General features: G+C 53.7%; 19 protein-coding genes and 1 riboswitch. Of the genes, 9 read left to right on the forward strand and 10 right to left on the reverse strand.

From position 1 onward, the window contains the following. Window positions 1-19: 19 nt before the first annotated feature. A complete protein-coding gene (locus RIC29_16390) occupies window positions 20-1,588 on the forward strand; it encodes an FAD-dependent oxidoreductase (protein ID MEQ8736504.1) in 1,569 nt (522 codons plus the stop codon). 6 nt (window positions 1,589-1,594) lie between these two features. Here the strand turns inward: RIC29_16390 and RIC29_16395 are convergent, their stop codons facing one another. Then, the gene (locus RIC29_16395) at window positions 1,595-2,389 is read right to left on the reverse strand and encodes a hypothetical protein (protein ID MEQ8736505.1); all 795 of its coding nucleotides are present in this window, start codon (window positions 2,387-2,389) and stop codon (window positions 1,595-1,597) included. 233 nt (window positions 2,390-2,622) lie between these two features. Between RIC29_16395 and RIC29_16400 the strand changes: the two genes are divergently transcribed. Both RIC29_16400 and RIC29_16405 read left to right on the forward strand, forming a co-directional pair. Continuing rightward, complete coding sequence (locus RIC29_16400; protein MEQ8736506.1) at window positions 2,623-3,312, forward strand: hypothetical protein; 690 nt, start codon at window positions 2,623-2,625, stop codon at window positions 3,310-3,312. 151 nt (window positions 3,313-3,463) lie between these two features. Further along, the gene (locus tag RIC29_16405) at window positions 3,464-4,549 is read left to right on the forward strand and encodes an acyltransferase (GenBank protein MEQ8736507.1); all 1,086 of its coding nucleotides are present in this window, start codon (window positions 3,464-3,466) and stop codon (window positions 4,547-4,549) included. An 80-nt stretch (window positions 4,550-4,629) separates the two neighbouring features. On the opposite strand, the gene RIC29_16410 is transcribed toward RIC29_16405, so the two are convergent. Next, complete coding sequence (locus RIC29_16410) at window positions 4,630-5,214, reverse strand: peroxiredoxin family protein (protein ID MEQ8736508.1); 585 nt, start codon at window positions 5,212-5,214, stop codon at window positions 4,630-4,632. 150 nt (window positions 5,215-5,364) lie between these two features. Further along, window positions 5,365-5,586, reverse strand: a complete 222-nt coding sequence (locus tag RIC29_16415) for a DUF2892 domain-containing protein (GenBank protein ID MEQ8736509.1) — start codon at window positions 5,584-5,586, stop codon at window positions 5,365-5,367. Window positions 5,587-5,748: 162 nt separating this feature from the next. Continuing rightward, a riboswitch (TPP riboswitch) is annotated at window positions 5,749-5,885 on the forward strand. 84 nt (window positions 5,886-5,969) lie between these two features. Between RIC29_16415 and thiC the strand changes: the two genes are divergently transcribed. The 3 genes from thiC to RIC29_16430 all read left to right on the forward strand — a co-directional run bounded on the left by thiC (window position 5,970) and on the right by RIC29_16430 (window position 9,372). Continuing rightward, complete coding sequence (gene thiC / locus RIC29_16420; GenBank protein ID MEQ8736510.1) at window positions 5,970-7,820, forward strand: phosphomethylpyrimidine synthase ThiC; 1,851 nt, start codon at window positions 5,970-5,972, stop codon at window positions 7,818-7,820. Window positions 7,821-7,921: 101 nt separating this feature from the next. Next, a complete protein-coding gene (locus RIC29_16425; protein MEQ8736511.1) occupies window positions 7,922-8,452 on the forward strand; it encodes a hypothetical protein in 531 nt (176 codons plus the stop codon). Next, window positions 8,452-9,372 (forward strand): formylglycine-generating enzyme family protein, encoded by a 921-nt coding sequence (locus RIC29_16430; protein MEQ8736512.1) that lies wholly within the window; start codon window positions 8,452-8,454, stop codon window positions 9,370-9,372. The genes RIC29_16425 and RIC29_16430 overlap by 1 nt, the downstream gene beginning before the upstream one ends. A gap of 12 nt (window positions 9,373-9,384) precedes the next feature. Here RIC29_16430 and eno read toward each other — a convergent pair whose 3' ends face one another. The 5 genes from eno to tpiA form a co-directional block, all read right to left on the reverse strand. Beyond that, window positions 9,385-10,671: a phosphopyruvate hydratase gene (eno, locus tag RIC29_16435; protein MEQ8736513.1), complete on the reverse strand. Its 1,287-nt coding sequence runs from the start codon at window positions 10,669-10,671 to the stop codon at window positions 9,385-9,387. A gap of 26 nt (window positions 10,672-10,697) precedes the next feature. Next, window positions 10,698-11,552 (reverse strand): 3-deoxy-8-phosphooctulonate synthase, encoded by an 855-nt coding sequence (kdsA, locus tag RIC29_16440; GenBank protein ID MEQ8736514.1) that lies wholly within the window; start codon window positions 11,550-11,552, stop codon window positions 10,698-10,700. A 26-nt stretch (window positions 11,553-11,578) separates the two neighbouring features. Then, window positions 11,579-13,207 carry a CTP synthase gene (locus RIC29_16445; protein MEQ8736515.1) on the reverse strand — a complete coding sequence of 543 codons (1,629 nt, stop codon included), beginning with the start codon at window positions 13,205-13,207 and terminating at the stop codon, window positions 11,579-11,581. Between the two features lie 108 nt (window positions 13,208-13,315). Next, window positions 13,316-13,666, reverse strand: coding sequence for a preprotein translocase subunit SecG (gene secG / locus RIC29_16450; GenBank protein MEQ8736516.1), 351 nt, complete (start codon window positions 13,664-13,666; stop codon window positions 13,316-13,318). A gap of 96 nt (window positions 13,667-13,762) precedes the next feature. Beyond that, window positions 13,763-14,506 (reverse strand): triose-phosphate isomerase, encoded by a 744-nt coding sequence (gene tpiA, locus RIC29_16455; protein ID MEQ8736517.1) that lies wholly within the window; start codon window positions 14,504-14,506, stop codon window positions 13,763-13,765. A gap of 218 nt (window positions 14,507-14,724) precedes the next feature. On the opposite strand from tpiA, the gene RIC29_16460 reads away from it, so the two are divergent. Together RIC29_16460 and trpE are read left to right on the forward strand one after the other, a co-directional pair. Continuing rightward, on the forward strand, window positions 14,725-16,704 hold the full coding sequence (locus tag RIC29_16460) for a SurA N-terminal domain-containing protein (GenBank protein MEQ8736518.1): 1,980 nt from the start codon (window positions 14,725-14,727) through the stop codon (window positions 16,702-16,704). A gap of 23 nt (window positions 16,705-16,727) precedes the next feature. Then, a complete protein-coding gene (gene trpE / locus RIC29_16465; GenBank protein MEQ8736519.1) occupies window positions 16,728-18,236 on the forward strand; it encodes an anthranilate synthase component I in 1,509 nt (502 codons plus the stop codon). A gap of 40 nt (window positions 18,237-18,276) precedes the next feature. Here the strand turns inward: trpE and RIC29_16470 are convergent, their stop codons facing one another. Both RIC29_16470 and RIC29_16475 read right to left on the reverse strand, forming a co-directional pair. After that, entirely contained in the window at window positions 18,277-19,359 is a 1,083-nt protein-coding gene (locus tag RIC29_16470) for a divergent polysaccharide deacetylase family protein (protein MEQ8736520.1), read from the reverse strand. A 130-nt stretch (window positions 19,360-19,489) separates the two neighbouring features. Further along, a complete protein-coding gene (locus RIC29_16475) occupies window positions 19,490-19,879 on the reverse strand; it encodes a cyclic nucleotide-binding domain-containing protein (GenBank protein MEQ8736521.1) in 390 nt (129 codons plus the stop codon). Between the two features lie 255 nt (window positions 19,880-20,134). Between RIC29_16475 and RIC29_16480 the strand changes: the two genes are divergently transcribed. Beyond that, entirely contained in the window at window positions 20,135-21,784 is a 1,650-nt protein-coding gene (locus RIC29_16480; GenBank protein ID MEQ8736522.1) for a TIR domain-containing protein, read from the forward strand. Window positions 21,785-21,792 lie beyond the last annotated feature (8 nt).

The raw sequence follows: 21,792 nt of genomic DNA on the forward strand, positions 1-21,792 counted from the left end.
GATGCTCAGGGAGGTCTTAATGACCAGGAAAACCAAGTTTCACAGCCCATTGTCACAGAACATCAGCAAGCGGCAGTTCTTGTCCGCCGCAGGTGCCGCAGCCGCCAGCGCGACGCTAACCACTTCGCAACCGAGCAAAGCCGCAGACGATGCCTGGGATGCCATTATCATCGGCGGCGGAACGGCCGGCCTTCCCGCAGCGATTTTTGCCGGTCAGCGGGGCGCTAAAGTCCTTATTATCGAAGCCGCGCCGGTGATTGGTGGCACCATGTTCCTCTCGTCTGGCCAAATGAGCGCCGCCGGCACCAAGCTGCAGAAATCAAAGGGAATCACCGGCGACAGCCCGCAATCCCATTACGACGACGTCATGCGCATCAGCAATAATACCGCGGATCCTTATATCCTGCGTCTGGCCACTGAAAACGCCGCCCCCGCCTTTGATTGGCTGACTGATAATGGCTTTGAGGTCTATCCTCATCATCCCGTGACCGGCACGACCCACGAGCCCTACAGTCACGCTCGCTACGCCTGGCACAAGGAAGGCGCCATGGGCATTCTTGCGGTTTTCGAGAAGCTTCTTGAGCCTCTCACCGCGTCCGGTGCCGTCACCATCATGACCAGCACCGAAGCGTCTGAGCTTATTCAAGACGATAATGGCAACGTGATCGGCGTCGTCACCGTCAATGCCGATGGAAAGACAGCACGCTATATGGGTAAGAATGTGGTTCTCACCAGTGGCGGCTATGCCTCCAACCCAGAAATGTTTGAAGAACTCGAGGGCGCACCAGATTATTCTGACGTGTCTTATCCCTACAGCCAGGGCGCGGGTATCACCCTCGGCACCTCGGTTGGCGGCTATGTCCGCTATGGCGAACACCACTTGCCACTGTTCGGTGCCATCCTTGCCGACGAAGATTATCCAGCCCCTATGGTCGCGGTCGCCCGCCACTTCCCTGGGGACAGACCCCCATGGGAAATCATCGTCGATGCGCAAGGAAAGCGCTTCCTGCAGGAAGATATTTTAAGTCACGCCGCCTATGAAGAAGCGCTGGTCGAACAACCTGGCGAACAGTGCTGGACGGTCTGGGATCATGAAATACATACCCAGGCTCCACGCCTCATTTCAGGCGGCTTCATGGGTATGATGGAGCCAGATGACATCGCTGAAGCTTTCAACGAGGGCTATCATAACTTCTTTAAGGCCGACTCCCTTGAGGAACTGGCCGTGAAGATGGGCGTCGATAAAACGGGCCTGTCCAGAACTGTTGCTGAGTACAATAAAGCCCAAGCCGGAGAGACCAAGGATCCGCTGGGCCGGACCCATATGCCCTTACCGATCGAAAAAGGACCGTTCTATGGTGTGCGTCTGCAAAGCTGGTTCCTGACCACCTTCGCGGGCATCGCCGTTGGCGAGGGCTTGCAGGTCATTCGCCAGGATGGGTCAAAAATCGGCGGGCTTTACGCCGCTGGCGAAATCCTCGGGACAGGCGCTACAAGTGGTCGCGCCATCTGCGGCGGCATGCTCGTAACCCCAGCTATTGCTTTCGGTAAGCTATTGGGTGAACAGTTTTTACAGTTCGACGCCTAATATGACTTAATGGACGTCCTCGATCTGCGCTTCAAGATCGAGGAACGTCTGTTGACTCACCTGAAACAGTCCACGCCTTGGACGATCCAGGTCAGTGATCAGCATGATCACCACTGAGATGAGCACAATCATCACCAAGGTTGGAACGAAATTGCGTTTTTTTGCCAGTCCACATCCGTACCCGATGAGACCGAAAGCAAAAATTGCAACGATATAAAGCACAAAAAAAACGATTTCCGGAACCCGGTGCTCTAAGGCAGCCTTGCGCGTGGCTTGAAGATCAATCACATCGTTTAAGCTCTGGGCAAATAAGCTCATTGTCACCGTGGGAGGTAAAGAGCCTGTCATATCAGCCGTAAGGGCCCACAAAGCATTTTGTAAATCGACTGAATTTTGGTCTGACTGACTCAGGGCATTTTCATCAATTCCCGCTTCTTGAAACGCCACCCGCGCACCAACGTATTGTTTAAGCAGGTCTTCTGCCTCATCTGCATAGGGCGGTGGCAGCAACTGAGCGCGCAGCAATGCCGTGCCAATGGCGTTGGTTTCCTGAACCACCAAATCCCGCCGCTCATCGAAACGGCCTGCCGCCATGGAAAATGTAAAACCAAGCAATAGCGCCAGCATACCAAGGGAAGCCGCTTGGAATGATGTAACTTGAGAAAACCCATGCTCTTGCTCGTCATCGGGATAACGGACACCAAATCTAAAAGCGATGGCGTTGATAGCGATGAGCATCAAAACAAGGGCAACAAAGATTTGCCATTCGTCGATCGTGTAGAGAAAAGTTTGGCTTATCATAATGATAAAATCACTAATCATGTGGCGTGTAATATGAGTAAGAGAAAAACAACGCTATGCCACTATTGGCAAAAGGTCGCGGTGTATACGCCCAAAGCTGATGAACGAAAAGGGTTTTTACTTCGGACAATGGCTTTCACAACATTCAGCTTATACTGAGCTTATGGTCATAAAAACGCGAATAAATCTGAGCTAGATCAACCCTAGATGTTAACCACAATAGGAACCATAACATGCCCCGTCTGATCAGAGGTAAAGTCAGTTATTGCCACAATCCAGTCGGAAAACAGGTTACTGAATTTGGTCGTGAATTCTTTAGCGTCAGTATCCAAGCCAATGGCTTGCGCACGTTGCGCGCCGTGTGTGAATTTGACGATCTTGGGCTCACCCGCGATGTCACCTACACCGTAGGACCGGATTGGCGACCGGTTGAATGTTATGTGCGTCTTGCCGAAGAAGGTAAAGCGCTCGGCAGCGGCTGGTTCCGGTTCAGTCCGTCTTTGGCAGAAGGTGAATCCCAAACCGTTAACGAAGGCCGATTAAGCCAGCGGATTGCGCTAGACGCTCCGCTGAATGCTTTTGGCACCCACCCCATCTGTTGCGATATCTGGAAACTGGCTCATATGAAACGTCAGCACACAGACAGCCCTCAGATTTTAGAGAATTGTTTGAATTCATCCCCCCTGCCCGCCGGGGAGTCAGGCCCCATTATGGCGCGGCGCACCTACAGCTACATCTACCAGGGGGAGGAAAATCTCACCGTAGACGCCGGAACCTTTGCCTGCCACCGGTTTGACTGGCCCGTGCGAGCAGGCAAAACGCTGTGCATGTGGACCACCGAAGACGACTTTCTGCCCGTCCGGATGACCTTTCCGGAAGGAGACAAAATCTATGATCTGGTGGACCTTGAGGTCAGAGCATAATGAGGGCCTGATCCATATGAATCCTATATGCAAAATCAGAAGGGAGTTGTATAGGCCCTGAAAAAACACCTGATCATATGGGTGGTGCGCCCGGAGTTTTAGGTCAATAGTCAAATGATTAAAAGTAATTGCAAAAAATAAGGTCAGGCTTTTGGCAGATCCGGTGCAGAGTCAAAATCAAACACGTTACGTTCAGCATCTTCACGCGTTTCGCGGCTTTGCAATCATCAACATTGCTGCGATCCATTGCTGGGGTAACGTTATTCACTACACTGGGCTTAACCCATGGTCACCGTCAGACAACTATGTAGATGCGCTGAACGAGGTCATTTTTCATGATTCAACGCTCTATTTCACATTGATCTCGGGGCTGTTGTTTTCCGTTATCCAGACCGGCCGGTCTTGGACCAACTTCTTTCAACGGAAACTCAGTAATGTGGTCGTGCCCTATCTCATAATTACCATTATTTTTTCACTGTTTTTCCAGCGCTTTGGCCTGTTCGATACGGACCGGCTTTTTTCCGACAGGGTCATGGAGTTCGCAGACCGCTTGGTCTCTAATTTCCTGCACGGCAGTACGGTGTATCACCTGTGGTACATCCCTGTTCTGGCATTGCTTTTCCTTGCGACGCCTTTCATCGTCTTTGTGCTTAAGTCACCGAAGACACGCTGGCTTATCATTCCCCTTATATTGGCTCCATTGATCTCACCACGCGCATGGCCGGAGTTTAGTTGGAACACGGTTGTATACTTTCTCGGTGCTTACAGCGCCGGTATTTATCTCGGCCAGGACTACCATCAAAAGCTGCGCCGGATCGCCGCATGGAAGGTCCCTCTAATGGCCGCCGTTGCGGTAACCACCGCCATTCTCATCTATGCGTACATAACAGAGACCGGAAGAGTGGCAGGACTCCCCTTCCGTGAAACACTGTTTTACATCCAAAAGATGTCCTTCGCCCTGCTCGTTCTGCTTTTTCTAAAAGCCAACGAAGCCCGTCTGCCGCGCTGGCTCGACCCCTTGGCGACCTATGCGCTGACCATCTATTTCCTGCATGCTGCGGTGCTGATTGCTCTCATTTCCTCGTTTAACGCTTTGGCTGTGCCAGCCCCAAGCGCACTAGGAACAGTTGCCCTCGGCGGCTTATTTCTCATCATTGCCATCGGCGTAAGCCTCGGCATCGGTATCGCCGTTAAGCGGCTGACAGGAAAATGGTCACGCTTCCTTATTGGGACATAATGAAGGACATGAAAGAGACATAGAAATGGGCCAACTCGTTGCAGAGCTGGCCCACCAACATTGTTATGAAGAACGTGCTGTTAGGACATCTTGCCCAGAATACGTTCGACCTCAGCCATCACATCTTCCAGCGGTGGGCGATCACGATAACCTTCGAGGGCCAGTTTGCCCTGCACGGTTCCAGCTGGATCAATAATGAAGATCACGGGTTGCGGCACACCGTAGGCCATAGACTCTTCACCATACTGCGGATCACGCACGTCAAAGGCATCAATAACCTTGGAGCCTTCGTCCGACAGCAAGGTATACGTAATGCCCTGCTTCTTCGCGAATTGATCCAGCACCTTCGGCTCGTCATAACTTAAAACGGCCAGTTCATATCCGCGTTCTTTGAGATCAGCGGCGATGTTCTGCAGGTCTTTCATCTGTGACTGGCAAAACGGGCACCAGCTGGCGGATCGTACGAAAGCCAAAACCAAGCCCTGCGCGCCTGCAACGTCCGCATAAGTCCGTTCAGTGCCATTTGCATCGCGCACATTGAAAGCATCAGGAATGGCTGAGCCGATTGCCGGGCCAACATCAATTATTTCCGTTGCTGAAGCCGGGCCTGAAGCCCAGACGCCCAAACCGGATAAGATAACCAAGCTCGATAAAATGGCGCGCACTGCGGCCTCCTCAGTGGTGACAGATCACGCACTGTACCACGCTCAAACATCTGGTTAATGCCCCGCCTGATCACATCAACGCGAGGTCAGACCAACGCGAGACAAAAGATTTCAACCACGCCCCTCATGAAAGGGGCTTTAAATTTAAACTTAAGTGGAGGGTTTACAGGTATTGATGCCCAGCATGTTGTAAACCCAGCAGTAAGCGAGAACGCCAGACGCAACTAGAGATAGACCCAGTAATCCCGCCACAATTTCCATCAATTGACGTACCCAATCGCCGTTTGTGGGAATGGTAAATGGAATGGCGACCAAGGCGGCCCCTACAAGGATGCGGATTATGCGGTCAACGGCACTGACATTCGGTTCCATCCTGATATTCTCCTTAAACGCTTAAGTGATGAGGTATTAAACACGTATACGTAACGACGCACCAAATCGTATCACTGAAACGAAGGTGATTACAGATGTGTCTAAAAACCAACCTAAACATCCCGCTTTACGTTGACCCTCCTCACGCGCGGTTCTACTGTGAAAACACCAAAGGGGAGCCCCACCATACGGGGTTGAGAGGTTAAAGGGCGCCAGCTAAGCAGCAGATAGGCGCGGTTTAACGACCCTAAGAACCTGATCCAGGTTGTACTGGCGTAGGGAATGGTCTCCGGCATAAACCCCGCAACACCTTTCCCTCAAAAAACCGCCAGACGCAGGATCATCATAATTCACGCGCCTTAGCGTGTGTAGGAAAGGCCGCCATGAACCACGTCAGCCCATCAGCAAAACCTAAAGTCAGCACTGGCCCTTTGCCCGCCTCTCAGAAGGTCTACAAATCTGGGATTTTGCATCCTGAAATCCGCGTGCCCATGCGTGAGATTGGCCTTCACCCCACCGCGAATGAGCCGCCGGTTACGGTTTACGACTGCTCTGGTCCTTACACGGACCCAGCGGTCGAAACAGACATCTCCGCCGGACTGCCGCGCCTCCGTGAATCCTGGGTCACCGCGCGCGGCGACGTCGAACAGTATGATGGCCGCCCTGTGACGCCTGCCGACAATGGCTTTGTTTCAAAAGACAAAATGGCGCCAGAATTTCCGAATTTGAACCGTCCGTATCGAGCCAAAGACGGTAAAGCCGTCACCCAAATCGCTTATGCCCGCGCCGGTATCATCACACCGGAAATGGAATTCATTGCCATCCGCGAAAACCAAGGCCGGACTCAAGCCGCTGAAGCTTTGGCCCGCGATGGCGAAGACTTCGGCGCCGAGATTCCCGATTACTGCACACCAGAATTCGTCCGTGACGAAATCGCCCGCGGCCGCGCCATCATTCCGTCCAATATCAATCACCCAGAAGCCGAGCCGATGATTATTGGCCGAAACTTCCTGGTCAAAATAAACGCCAATATTGGCAATTCCGCCGTCACCTCGTCGATGGAGGAAGAAGTTGAAAAGCTGGTCTGGGCCACGCGTTGGGGGGCCGATAATGTTATGGACCTCTCAACCGGTCGCAACATTCACAATATTCGCGAATGGATCATTCGCAACAGCCCCGTCCCCATCGGCACCGTTCCCATTTATCAGGCTTTGGAAAAGGTCAACGGCGTCGCCGAAGATCTCAACTGGGACGTCTTCCGCGAAACGCTGATTGAGCAAGCTGAACAAGGTGTTGATTACTTTACCATTCACGCCGGTGTGCGCCTGCCCTATGTGCCGCTCACAGCAGAGCGTACAACTGGCATTGTGTCACGCGGTGGATCGATCATGGCGAAGTGGTGCCTGGCTCATCACAAAGAGTCCTTCCTCTACGAGCACTTCGAGGACATTTGCGACATCATGCGCATGTACGATGTCAGCTTCTCTCTTGGCGACGGTCTGCGCCCGGGCTCGATTGCGGACGCCAACGACAAAGCTCAATTTGCAGAGTTGGAAACCCTTGGCGAACTGACCGAAGTCGCGTGGAAAAAAGACTGCCAGGTCATGATCGAAGGCCCGGGCCATGTGCCCATGCACAAAATCAAGATCAACATGGAGAAGCAGCTCAAGGAATGCGGCGAAGCGCCCTTCTATACCTTAGGTCCACTGACCACTGATATCGCTCCTGGTTACGATCACATCACCTCTGGCATTGGTGCGGCTATGATCGGCTGGTTCGGCACCGCCATGCTTTGCTACGTCACGCCAAAAGAGCACCTAGGCTTGCCAGATCGTGAAGACGTCAAAGTCGGCGTAATCACCTATAAAATCGCTGCCCATGCCGCTGATCTGGCCAAGGGGCATCCCGGTGCGCAAGACCGCGATGATGCCTTGTCTCGCGCCCGCTTTGAGTTCCGTTGGGAAGATCAGTTCAACCTCTCGCTTGATCCGGAAACAGCGCGGCTATACCACGATCAGACCTTGCCAAAAGAAGCGCACAAAGTGGCGCACTTCTGCTCTATGTGCGGACCTAAGTTCTGTTCCATGAAAATCTCTCAGGATATCCGTGATGAAGCCGCCAAGGGTGGCTTCGGAGATGCTGAAAAAGGCATGGCAGAAATGGCGGAAAAATATCGCGCCGGCGGCTCACTTTATATGCCAGCAGAGGACGTTAAAGTCGAAGCCGCAGAGTAAACGCTGCACGAAAGGCTGTCCGACGCCCCTTTGCGGGGGATGAAGAAACTGGTGTACCCTCGGACTCACGTTAACCATGTGACTGTCCGGGGGACCACACCATGCTGAAACATCTCACACTCGCTACCGCCTTATTCATTACGCCAATTGCAGCACAGGCTGTCGATCTCAACGGCGGCACAGAAGCCCAATACGCCGCCGTACAAAAATTCCACGATGACACTGTGGCGCGCTTTAATGCCGGTGATCTTGAGGGATCCGTCAACGACTATCTGGAGCGCTTGGTTGTTGCCCACACCAAACGCATGGAACTCACCGGCCGGGATGGCCTGGAGGAAAGTTGGGGTAAAGCTTTCGCGTCCTCTACCAAACCCTATCTGGTGTCTGAGATCATCGCCATGGAAGTCAACGGCGACGACATCGGCGACTGGTCCTACATCATTTGCGACTATGCCTCTGTTGGTGTCGATAAAGAATCCGGCAAGCAGGTTGGCGAACCTTCCAATGGCCGCTACATCGCGCTGCTGGAAATGACAGCCGACGGCTGGAAAGTCCTGCTGGATATCGACAATGGAGCCGCCGGTGCGGCCCCACACCTTGAGGAACAACTCCTCAAACAGTTAAACCTGTGATGCGCGCAGCAGGCACCCTCGCCCTGCTGTTCAGTCTGGCGGGCTGTGCCTCAGGCCCTCCCCAGGTTGGAGACAGTTTCAAGGACTGTTCAGACTGCCCAGAAATGGTGGTTATCCCGGCTGGCCAGTTCGAGATGGGCGCACCGGACGATGAACAACATCGCGGCAGTGATGAGGGACCTGTCCGCACCGTCACACATTCAAAACCCTTCGCCATTGGCAAATACGAAATCACGCGCAAAGAATTTGCGACCTTCGTTAATGCAACAGGCCACTGGGGCAACGCCCGCTGTCTGATCTGGAATGGCACACAACTTGCCTTTGAAGACGCCAACTCCTGGCTCGATCCAGACTACAGTGTGAGTGACGACCACCCGATGGTGTGTGTCTCTTGGTGGGATGCCGTTGCTTACGCGGACTGGCTCACAGAAGTAACGGGCTACACCTATCGTCTTCCAGCAGAAGCCGAGTGGGAATACGCCGTGCGCGGGGGCACCCAAACCGCTTACTCTTTCCCCGGCGGTGAAGATAATGCCTGCGAATACGCTAATATCTCCGATCTCAGCGCCAAGGCCGACGTGCCAGCGTGGAATGCGGTAAATTGCGATGATGGTGTCGGCTTCGGCACCGCCCCTGTCGGCTCATACCTGCCCAATGGCTTTGGCCTGTATGACACCATCGGTAATGTTTGGGAGTGGCAGGCCGATTGCTATCGTGACTCTTTTGAAGGCGCACCCACAGACGGGTCTGCCTGGGGCGATGGTGGCCTATGCAACGCGGTGCTCGATCGTGGTGGCGGCTTCAGCAATATCTTTCCGGGACACCTCCGCGCGGCCAATCGCAGCAAGGCGCCTTCACCACATGTTGCCGTGTATTCTCTTGGCTTTAGACTTGTGCGCGAGCTGGAGTCAGCGGAGTAATATCGTCAGAGACTAAAGCCCCCAGCGCAGCTTCAACTCTGGACCAGCAAACCGCGCCGATTGATCAAGCCCCTCGGCAATGCGGATCAACTGGTTGTACTTGGCCAACCGGTCAGACCGCGACAATGACCCGGTTTTGATTTGACCACAGTTTGTGGCCACCGCGAGATCAGCAATGGTTGAATCTTCTGTTTCGCCCGAGCGATGCGACATCACCGCCGTATAACTCGCCTTGTGAGCCATCTCGACGGCTTCCAGGGTTTCCGTCAGTGTGCCGATCTGATTGACCTTCACCAGTATGGAGTTGGCCACCCCCTTCGTAATGCCATCACGCAAGCGATCCGGATTCGTGACAAACAAATCGTCGCCCACCAACTGCACCCGGCGCCCAATGGCATCGGTCAAAGCTTTCCAGCCGTCCCAGTCGTCTTCGGCCATGCCATCTTCAATCGAGACAATAGGATAGCGTGAGATCAGATCTTCATAGAACTTCACCATGCCACCGGCGTCGAGCTTCTTGCCTTCACCCGCCATGTTGTACACGCCGTCTTTGTAGAACTCCGTAGAGGCGGAATCCAACGCCAGCACGACATCCTCACCTGGCTTGTATCCAGCAGACTCAATCGCTTTCATAATGAAACTCAAAGCAGACTCCGCGCTGTCGATGTTCGGCGCAAAACCGCCTTCATCGCCGACATTGGTGTTGTGGCCAGCTTCAGTCAGTTGCTTTTTCAGCGCATGAAACACTTCGGCGCCAACGCGAATGGCGTCAACACCATCATCCGCGCCAACCGGCATCACCATAAATTCCTGAATATCGATAGGATTGTCCGCGTGCTCTCCGCCATTGATGATGTTCATCATCGGCACCGGCAACACATGCGCCGCCGCACCGCCGACATAGCGGTATAAATCCAGTCCGGCATCATCCGCCGCCGCTTTCGCCACCGCCAACGACACCCCTAGGATCGCATTGGCCCCGAGCCGCGCTTTGTTCGGCGTGCCATCCAGATCAATCAGTGTTTGATCGATATGGCGTTGTTCATCGGCATCGAAACCAGACAGCGCCTGGAAAATTTCACCGTTCACGGCTTCAACAGCTTTGATTACACCCTTGCCGTTGTAGCGTGATTTATCGCCATCGCGCAGCTCAACCGCTTCATGCGCCCCCGTTGATGCACCCGACGGCACCGCCGCGCGGCCACTGGCACCCGTGTCGAGAATAACATCCACCTCAACAGTTGGATTGCCACGGCTATCCAAAATTTCACGAGCAGCAATATCAATAATGGAACTCATGGGAATCCTCTTCGTACACAGCTAATTTAAATAACGACGGGTCTGGCCTTGGCGATTTCATCAAACGCTTTCAGGGTCGCCAAAATCTCAGGCATGTCGTGTAGGTGAATCATATTTGGCCCGTCAGAGGGGGCATTGTCTGGGTCCGCATGTGTTTCCATAAACACCGCTGCGACCCCAACCGCGACAGCAGCGCGGGCAATCACCGGCGCAAACTCGCGTTTGCCGCCCGAGCTTGTGCCCTGACCGCCAGGCTGCTGCACCGAATGTGTGGCATCAATCACCACGGGATAGCCGGTTTGTGCCATCTGCGGCAGAGCGCGCATGTCGGTTACTAACGTATTGTAGCCAAAGGATACACCGCGCTCCGTGAGTAGAATTTTCTCGTTACCTGTTGAGGCCACCTTGGCGGCCACGTTTTTCATATCCCAGGGCGCAAGAAACTGGCCTTTCTTGACATTGATCACAGCCCCCGTTTCACCTGCCGCGATCAGCAAGTCTGTCTGACGACAGAGGAACGCCGGAATCTGCAACACGTCAGCGACCTCCGCCACAAGGGCGCAATGGTCTTTTTCATGCACGTCTGTCAGTGTTGGCAATCCCGTTGCTTCACGTACATCCGCAAAAACCTGTAAGGATTTCTCAAGTCCCAAGCCGCGCTGACCAGCAACGCTGGTGCGATTGGCTTTGTCGTAGGAGCTTTTGTAGATGATCGGGACGCCCGCTTTCTCACCCATCTCTTTGAGTGCACTGGCGGTTTCCAAGGCGTGTTCCCGGCTCTCGATCTGGCATGGCCCGGCAATCACCACAAACGGCAAATCATTCCCGACAAAATACGAGCCAACGGCAACATGCTTCGGAGGGAAAGCGGATTGGTTCATGACAACACGACTCTTCCGGTGAGCGGCTAAACCAGCCGCGATTGGGCCACAGCGGCAGCGATGAACGAGGTAAACAAAGGATGTGGATCAAAGGGCTTGGATTTCAATTCCGGATGGAACTGCACGCCAATAAACCACGGATGATTTTCATACTCGACGATCTCAGGCAACACACCGTCTGGTGACAACCCTGAGAACGTCAAGCCCGCCGCCTCAAGTTTGTCACGATAGGTAATGTTAACTTCATAGCGATGACGATGGCGCTCTGAAATTGACGACGATCGGTAAATATCTGCAACGCGTGTGCCCGGCACCAAATCACAGGGATACGCCCCCAGTCTCATGGTGCCCCCCAGATCATCCTCCTCACCGCGCTGCTCAACTGAGTTGCCTTTGGCCCATTCCGTCATCAGGCCAACCACCGGTTCTTTGGCATGACCAAATTCCGTCGAGGTCGCGCCAGTAAGGCCGGCAATATTGCGTGCGGCTTCAATCACCGCCATCTGCATCCCAAAGCAGATTCCGAAATACGGCACATCACGTTCACGGGCGAACTGAGCCGATTTAATTTTGCCCTCAGCGCCGCGCTCGCCAAAACCACCCGGCACCAAAATGCCATGGACATGTTCCAGGTGCTGCACCACATCTTCGCGTTCGAAGATTTCAGCATCAATCCAGTCCAGCTTAACACTGACATTGTTGGCGATGCCACCATGGGTCAGGGCCTCGGACAGCGACTTATAAGCATCCGGCAACTGTACATATTTTCCAACCACCGCAATGGTCACCTCGCCCTCTGGGCGTCGCACTGCACTGACAATGTCGTTCCAGATTGTCAGGCTTGGTTTTTTATCGATCGGTAAGCGGAAATGACGGCAGACGACCGTATCCAAGCCCTGCTCGTGATAAGCCATGGGCACCGCATAGATGGAGTCAACATCCATCGCCGGAATGACGCAGTCTTTTCTGACGTTACAGAACAACGAGATTTTGCGCCGTTCGGCATCGGGCATTGGCTGTTCCATCCGGCAGATCAGCACTTGTGGTTGAATGCCGAGGCCCAGAAGTTCTTTCACCGAATGCTGCGTTGGCTTGGTTTTTAACTCACCCGCGGCCGCGATATACGGCACCAAGGTCAGATGCAGAAACATCGACCGTTCAGGCCCCAATTCATTGCCCAATTGACGAATGGCCTCCAAAAACGGCAGGCTCTCGATATCACCCACTGTGCCGCCAATCTCGCACAGCACGAAGTCCTCACCACTCAAATCAGCTTGCACAAACTCTTTAATGGCATCGGTGACGTGCGGAATAACTTGAACGGTTGCGCCCAGATAGTCGCCGCGACGTTCCTTGGCGATCACATCAGAGTACAACCGCCCGGTCGTAACGTTATCGCTCTGGCGAGATGGCACCCCGGTAAAGCGCTCATAGTGGCCAAGATCCAGGTCGGTCTCAGCGCCATCATCCGTGACATACACTTCACCGTGCTGAAACGGGCTCATCGTCCCGGGATCAACATTCAAATAGGGGTCTAGTTTGCGCAGCCGAACAGAATAGCCCCGCGCCTGCAACAGCGCTCCAAGCGCAGCGGATGCGAGACCTTTTCCAAGGGAAGAAACCACGCCGCCGGTGATAAATATAAACCGCGTCATGGAGCGCTAATGTATCTAGATTTTCCTGCGCTGCAAGCACAGAGGTCGCTGTTCCGGCTATTTATCATAGTCCGGTCAGTCCTGGGGACATCCATGATGCAAAATACGCTAGTTTTCGTTGGGAACAGATGGAATGGAGGGAACGCTCGGCACACTTGGCACCATAGGCACTTGAGCACCACCCTCTTGTACCGGCGTGGTCTCAAAGATGGAGGTTGGCGCATCTTGAGGCTTGGCTAACAGCGCGAGGCCCAGGCTTGTGCCAAAGAAAACAATACCCAAAATTGTCGTCCCGCGAGTCAGAGGGGTCGCACGAGACCGCGCCTGGCTCATCCCCGTCACAGAGGCACCACCGGTCAACCCACCGCCCATGGCACCGCCTTCGCTCTTTTGCAGCAAAATCATGCCAATCATAACAATGGCAATAATCAAATGTATGACGAGAAGTACAGTAGCCATGGAATCTCTGATCTTTATGAATGATGGAGCAGACTTAAAACCAATCGTCTACCCCGTTCTATTGAAAGGGGTTTTAGTCATCTTTGCGGCCTTTCGCTAGGGGCAACTTGCAATAATTCCCCAGAAGTCACTCACGGTCAGACTTGCGCCGCCCACCAGGGCCCCATCGACGCCATCAATCGCTAGGATATCCGCCGCATTGCCGGGTTTAACCGACCCCCCATAGAGAATTTTAAGCTCATTCCCTAATCCATGGCTGGCCTTGGCTCTGGCCCGAATAAAACCATGAATGTCTGCAATATCCTCTAAAGATGGGGTTTTTCCGGTACCAATTGCCCACACAGGCTCGTACGCAATCACCACGGTCTCAGGAGAACCACCAGGTGGCAGAGAGTCATCAATTTGCGCCCCCACAATAACCTCAGTCTGCCCGGTATCGCGCTCAGCCTCAGTCTCTCCCACACAAACAATAGCGGTCAGTCCAGCCGCCAAAGCCGCACTCGCTTTGGCCTGAACTTGGGCATCGGTCTCGCCGTGATCGGCGCGACGCTCGGAATGCCCGACAATAACATAGTGGCAACCGAGGTCAGCGAGTAAGGCCGCACTCACGTCTCCTGTGTGAGCGCCGGCCTCCTGGGCATGACAATCTTGCCCGCCGACGCTAATGCCACGTGATCTAACGGCCTCAAGAACAATCGGAATCAAAGGTGCGGGCGGGCAAATCGCGACATCAGCCAATCCCCTATGCGACGCCACCTTATCGGCGAGCTCGTCGGCAAACGCTATTGCGCCATCCCTGAGCCCGTTCATTTTCCAATTGCCTGCTATGAGTTTACTCATATGTGCCTCGATTATCCGCCGCTGAACCAGATAACTTAGCTAACATAGGCCAGAGGGGGTTTCCAGGCAGACTCGCCCGCCCCATATTCCCTCAAGCGTTTCCTTATGTGGGTCCCAAGCAAGCCACAGTTAAGTCACGGTTAAATCATGGGCAGATCAGTGGCAAAGGCTTGCCCGCCTTGGGTTTGACGCGTAAAACGCGCACAAGATATCCATGCGTGAAACGCGCAAACGATATGCAAACAATATACAAGCGTGGCGGACCGCCCGAAAACCGAGGTTATGAGATGATTCAAGGACTAACCAACGCCATCAAAGAGAGCTGGATCCTGAAAGGCTTCCTCGGAGTCCTGATGATGAGCTTTGCTGTCTGGGGCGTTGGCGATGCCATTAATCCAGCCGTTGATCCCAACGTGGTGATTAAGGTGGATCAGGTTGAAATCAGCACCAATGAGTTGCAGCGCCGCTTTACATCAGAAGTCGATAAATTGCGTAACGCTGTCGGGCCTGACTTCACGGCACGCGATGCTGTCGATCTGGGCATCATGGAAAATCTGGTGGCCCAACTCAGCCAGCAAGCGGCTCTTGATATGGCGGCGCGTGACATGGGCGTCTCGATTCCCGACGAGACTTTGCGCCGGGCTGTACTCGAACAAGATTCCTTTAAAGATGAAACCGGCAATTTCAGCCGGATGATGCTGAATTCGGTCTTGGCCAGCAACAATCTGACAGAACAAGGTTTTGTTGATCTTTTGCGCAGCGACGTGACGCGTCAGTTCCTGCTCCGTCCGATCGCCACCAGTTCCGGTGCGCCTGATATTATGGTCGATGCGCTGTTTCAATATCGCGCTGAACAGCGGATCGCAGATGTTCTTTACATTGCCGATGAAACGGTTGAACTGACAGAGGAACCAACAGAAGAGCAACTCCGCAGCGTTTATGACGAGAACATAGATCGCTTTACGGCCCCTGAATCACGCAGTGTCGAAGCCATCGTCATCCGGCCAAGAGACCTCGTCCCAGAGGACAGCATTACTGACGCAGAAATTCAGACCTTCTACGACCAGAATATAGACCGTTACCGCACTCAGGCCACCCGCACCGTTCGGCAGATTATTTTCCCCACGGAACTGGATGCGCAATCCGCTTACGACTCCCTTGAAGGGTCAGATTCTCTTGTTGAACTGGGTGAGCGCACAGGCATGGGTGCCCCGATCGACTTAGGAGAACTCAAGGCCAATGATAACTTAGGCTTTGATCTTTCAGCCATTTTTGACCTCACCCAGAAAGGCATTACAGAACCTGTACAGTCTGATTTTGGCTGGCACTTGTTTGAAGTCACAGACCTTACTGTCGGCAGCATCAGCGCCCTTCCTGTCGTGCGAGACGACATTGTCGAATTTATCATCTCTGACCGGGCCTTCGACGAAATCTACGAAGCGACCATCTTTCTTGAAGATCAGCTTGCGGGCGGTATTTCCATGGAAGAGATCGCTCAGACACCAGGATACACGCGGATCTACTTTGAAAACGTTGATCGCGATGGACGCGACAGCAATGGGTCTCGTTTAACGTTCCCTGTCGAGCGCGAACGCTTCCTGCGGCTGGCCTTTGCCACTCAGCCAGGGTTGGAATCTCAACTGGTTGAAACCAACGACTACGCTTATATCCTGCGTGTCATCTCAATCACTGAGCCTGCACCCAAGCCTTACGCCCTGGTTGAAGCGGATGTGCGCGCGCTGTGGGAAGCACAAACCCGCTCGGCGGCCACTCAAGCCAAAGCGCTGGAACTGATCAACGACATCGGCCCTGGCAGTGATTTTCCAGCGATTGCAGAAACCTCAAGCGATGTCGAGTTCGCGAACCTCGGTCCGGTCACCCGCTTCGGGAACAGCCTGCGGATCGACAATATTGTCGCAGCGCGTCTGGTAAGCCCAGCCCTGATGGACCTGATGTTCCAGGCGAATATTGGCGACGTTGTCGAAGCCCGGGTTGCGGCTGGCTATGTGATTGCGCGTTTAAAAGAAATTCTGCCGCCGGATGAAACCGACTTGGCAGAAGTCAGACAGCAGGTGGTCACAGCCGTCAAAAATGCGCTCGCGGATGATCTGATTGCAGGCTTCACACAATCCATTACCCGGGAGTTTGATGTTGTCCTCAACCGCGAGGCCGTCAATCAACTCACCCCCGAGCAATAAGGGTGTGAACCGGTAACTGTGCCATGGATGTTTTTCCACCTCTTCCTGCCTTTAGCCAAACCTATGCTTCAGGCAAAGCCCAAGTTGCCTGGACCTCGCTGGTCGCTGACTTAGACACGCCGGTCTCTGCCGCCATTAAACTCGGCACAGAAGAGAACTTTGTGTCCCTGCTTGAGTCCGTCGAAGGCGGCGCAACCCGTGGGCGCTATTCCTTTATCTCCTTAAAACCAGACCTGGTCTGGCGCTGCAACGGCCAGACCGCTGAGATCAGTCGCGATCCAACCGGCGCGCATACAAGCTATGAAAAAGCAGACACACAGACGCTCGACTCTCTGCGCGCACTGGTCGACGAATCGCGCATCGACTTACCGCCAGAACTTCCGCCCATGGCCGCTGGTCTCATTGGGTATATGGGCTACGACACCATTCGTTTGATCGAAGACATTCCGGATGACAATCCTGATACGATTGGCATTCCGGAAGGTCTATTCATGCGGCCAACAGCGATGGTCATTTTCGACAACATTGCCGACACCATGACAATTGTCACCCCGGTCCGCCCGGCGGCAGATATCTCTGCCAAACAAGCCTACGCTGCCGCCCAGAGCAGATTAAAATCCGTAATAGACGCGCTTGATCGCCCCCTGCCCCGGCGTCCAATTTCCGGGGCCAGTCAGGCCGATGATATGGTTGAAGCGGTCTCCAATGTCGGTCGCACGGGCTATCATCAGATGGTCGAGAAAGCCAAAGAGTACATCCTGGCCGGTGATATCTTTCAGGTGGTCCCGTCACAACGTTTGCGGCGGCCCTTTGCATACCCGGCGTTTTCTTTGTACCGCGCGTTGCGACGATTAAACCCGTCACCGTTTCTATTCTATTTAAACTTTGACGGCTTTGCCATCGTCGGTTCCAGTCCGGAAATTCTGGTCCGTGTGCGTGATGGTAAAGTGACGATCCGGCCCATCGCTGGCACGCGTCCACGCGGCGCGACCAAAGCTGAAGATGAACAGCACGCCCGCGATTTGCTGCACGACCCTAAAGAACTGTCCGAGCACCTGATGCTGCTGGACCTCGGCCGCAACGATGTCGGTCGCGTCACCAAAACCGGTACCGTTAAAGTGACCGAACAAATGGTCATCGAATACTACAGCCATGTCATGCACATTGTGTCCAACGTCGACGGCATGTTGAGCCCCGACTATGACGCCATGGATGCGCTTATGGCGGGCTTCCCAGCGGGCACGGTCTCTGGCGCGCCCAAGGTCCGCGCGATGGAAATCATTGATGAATTAGAACCGGAACGGCGTAGCTTTTACGGTGGTGCCATCGGCTACATCGCCGCCAATGGCGACCTCGACACCTGCATCGCCCTGCGCACGGCGTTGGTCAAAGATGGTGAACTCATTGCCCAGGCTGGCGGTGGCATTGTTGCGGACTCAGACCCGGAATATGAATTCCAGGAAAGCCAGAACAAAGCGATGGCCTTACTCCGCGCGGCGGATGAAGCCGGTCGCTATGGTGGCAACGGATAACGGCGGGAACGGATAACGACGCAACCAAAGTCGAGTGCGTTTATCCCCGTCCGGCAAGTCTATTTTTTGCAGCTTGACGTCTTAGCACTTCCGTAATCGGTACCAGCCCAATTTGCTTTGCCTCGAGTGTCGCCAGCCAGGCTTCCAGGGCTTGACGCGTTGCGTCCCTGGGATGGCCAATGGCAATCGCATAGCCCTGGCGGCGCGCCACCGCTTCAACCTCAGACAGTTGCTTGGCAATCGCTGTCACATCGTCTTCGTTGTCTAAAAATACATCACGGCCAAGATGAGGCACACCCATGGCGGCGGCTGACTCTTCCCCAACGGTGGTGGCAACGGTGCGTGAATCCAGCCACATCAACCCCCGTTCTTTGAGTTCTAGCATCACCACGTCCATAGCCGCGCGGTTTGCCGTCAGCTTGCTGCCCATATGATTGTTAATGCCCACATATCCTGTCCACCCGTTGAGGAACCGGTCCAACTGTTCACGCAAATCTGCGGGACTGGCGTCAGTCATCAGCGCCCCCGGCCCTGGATCGGCAGCGCCCACTGGCTCCATAGGAATATGCGCCATCACTTCATGACCCGCGTCGATAGCGTCCTGCGCTTGACCATTCAGATCATCCGCATAGGTCAGATAAGACAACGTCAGGGGGCCAACTGTGGCAACCATCTTTTCTGACCGCGCTTTATCCAGCCCCATGTCATCAATCACGATCGCAACCACAGGCCAATCCAACGGCACATCAACGGGCGCGGCATTCAGTGCGAGCGGCGCTAAAGCTGGTACGGCGTCCATACCCACAGTTTCCGCTTCTGAAAGCGCGTCTTCCTCAGGGCGATCAAAGAAGGACTGTTGCTTGGGCACGTCGATGCGCGGTGGTGCAACATTCGGGTCTGGCCGCGCAGGCCCTTGTGGCTGTGTTTGAACTGGAACGGGGTCAGGACGACTGACCACGTCAATCACGACCCCAACGGTAAGACCCAGCATCAACAACACAATACCAATGATAATCAGCACCGCAGGCCGTGGAATCGAGGACGTTTCCTCAATTGGCGCATCAACCTTCTGGGTTGGCGTTCTCGAGCTTGCACTCTTCTGTTTACGGGGCTTTTTGGCCATTCGCGTGATGCCTAAGAGTTGATACGTGATGCAGGGCGTTTACCGCGCCCCTGGCAATAGATCAACACATAGTGGTTAAAGTGAGGTCGTCATGATGTGGCGGTCAGGGCGTGGCGGTCAACCGCCGCGATCACTTCACCCGTTTTGAGACGTCCAGCATCCGCTCGCTCAGAAACTCAATCCAGAATTTCAGAAACGGGTCCGCAGCGTCCAGCTTTTCCTTCAGCACCGCTTGGCTGATAATCAGCACTTCGCAGCCCTCTTTGGTCAAGGCGTGAGCCGAGCGGCGGTCTCCGTTGAGCAAGCTCATCTCGCCGAACAGCTCGCCTTCCTTGAGTTCCCGGAGCTTCTTGTACTTTCCATCGACGGTTTTGGTAACGATATCGACTTTGCCGCGGGTAATCACATAAGCCTTGTTGCCATGATCGCCCTCTTTAAAAATGACCGAATCAGGCCCAAAAGACTCACGGTTTAAAACCTTCTGGTAGGTTTTACTGGACAACATGCTCGACGTGCTCATGCGTTATAGTCCCATATCTGGAAAATGAGTTGCGCCATAGAAACGTTAACTGATCTGTTTACTGCTCTACCTATAATATTCAACGAAGTGCGATAATAAATCTAGCTTGCCTTGTGTAGCGAGCCAAAACCAGTCAAATTTAGGTATAGCAATACGATACAGCCGCCCAGAAAACTCTATTAACGAGATCATCGCGCGGACGCCAGTATCAATATTGCAGTGATGCGAGTGGGATAAATTGGGGGAGACGTCAACGTGACGTCTGGGAACCAACACTTCAGGGCTTTCATTAGCTATAGCCATCGCGACAAACGATGGGCAGCTTGGCTTCACCGCGCCTTGGAAACCTATCGCGTTCCAAAACATCTGATCGGTCAGGAAACCGCGTTTGGCCCTGTCACCGCCCGGATTGGCAAGGTTTTCCGTGACCGTGACGACTTGCCCGTCTCCGCTGATCTGTCGGGCGAAATCAATGAAGCCCTCAAAGCCACACAGTTTCTTGTGGTGTTGTGTTCCCCCTCCTCGGCCAAGTCCCAATGGGTCAATCAGGAGATCATCAACTTTAAACGGTTGAAGGGTGAAGCCAGCATCATCTGCATCATTGTAGATGGGGAACCTTTTGGCAGCCTAAAACCCAGTCAGGGGGATCAGGAGTGCTTTGCCCCAGCGCTTCGCTTTCAGGTCAAAGCCGATGGCACGCTGTCCGATGATCCAGCGGAACCCATTGCCGCAGACCTCAGGCCGCATGCCGACGGAAAGCGCCTCGCCAAACTCAAAATCATTGCCGGACTGCTCGGCGTTAAACTTGACGATTTGGTTCAGCGTGAAAATCAACGTCGGCAACACCGCCTCACCTGCCTCGCCGCAGCCTCCGTTGTCGGCATGATGGTGATGAGCGCCCTCACCTATCAGGCCATTACAGCGCAAAATCTCGCCGAAGATAGACGGGTAAGTGCGGAGGGGTTGGTTGAATTTATGATCGAAGACTTAAGGCACCCACTTGAGGAAGTGGGCCGCCTCGATGCCTTTGAAAAAGTGATCGATAAAACTGTCGCATACTATGAAAGCCAAAACCTACACAGCGCGCCCGATGATACACTTGGGCGGTGGGCAAGAGCTTTGCACTTTGCCGCAAACACTCGTTTTCAATTGGGAGACAACGTAGCCGCGCGAAAGGATGCAGCTGAAGCGCACACAATCACGGCGGAACTGGTGGCACGGGCTCCAGATAGCCATGAGCGGAAAAGTGAACACGCTCAGAGCAAATTCTGGCTCGGACAAATAGAATACGCCCAAGGTGACTACCAAAACGCAGCGATATCAATGTGGAGTTACCTCAACATCACCAAAGAACTCGCGGATTTAGAACCCAAAAACATGACCTATCTCACCAACGCCAGTCGCTCTGCCTACAGCTATGGCGCAGTCCTAACAAAATTAGGACAAACCGAAGATGCGATTGATCAATTTAGATTGGCGCAATCCTATTTTCAAAATTTGGATGCACTCGTACCTGGTAATGAAGACGTCGCGTTAGACCGCGCTTATACGAACAGATGGCTTGCTGATGCCTATGAGGCAATAGGTCAGACAAGGGATGCTTTGGCTCTTCGACGAAAGAACGTGGACGAGTTTAGGCAGTTTCATGAAGCCTACCCGGCAGACAAACATTTTGAATTCGACTTGGTGAAAGCCCTGCGACTGCTCTATGAAACTGAAATAAGTATCGAGAGTTCAATCGCAGCATTTTCTTATATCGAGGAAGCCCAAACCAGAATCAAAAGCTTAATCGCCTTTGATAAAACCAACCAAAGTTGGAGCGAAGAAGCACTTAACTTATCAAAGCACACTTTAGCAAAAAGTAATTCCGTAAACATTTCTGCCGAAATGACAGGCAACGAATAATAAAGCAG

This window comes from Rhodospirillaceae bacterium, from assembly GCA_040219235.1.
Classification (GTDB): Bacteria; Pseudomonadota; Alphaproteobacteria; order Rhodospirillales; family Rhodospirillaceae; genus WLXB01.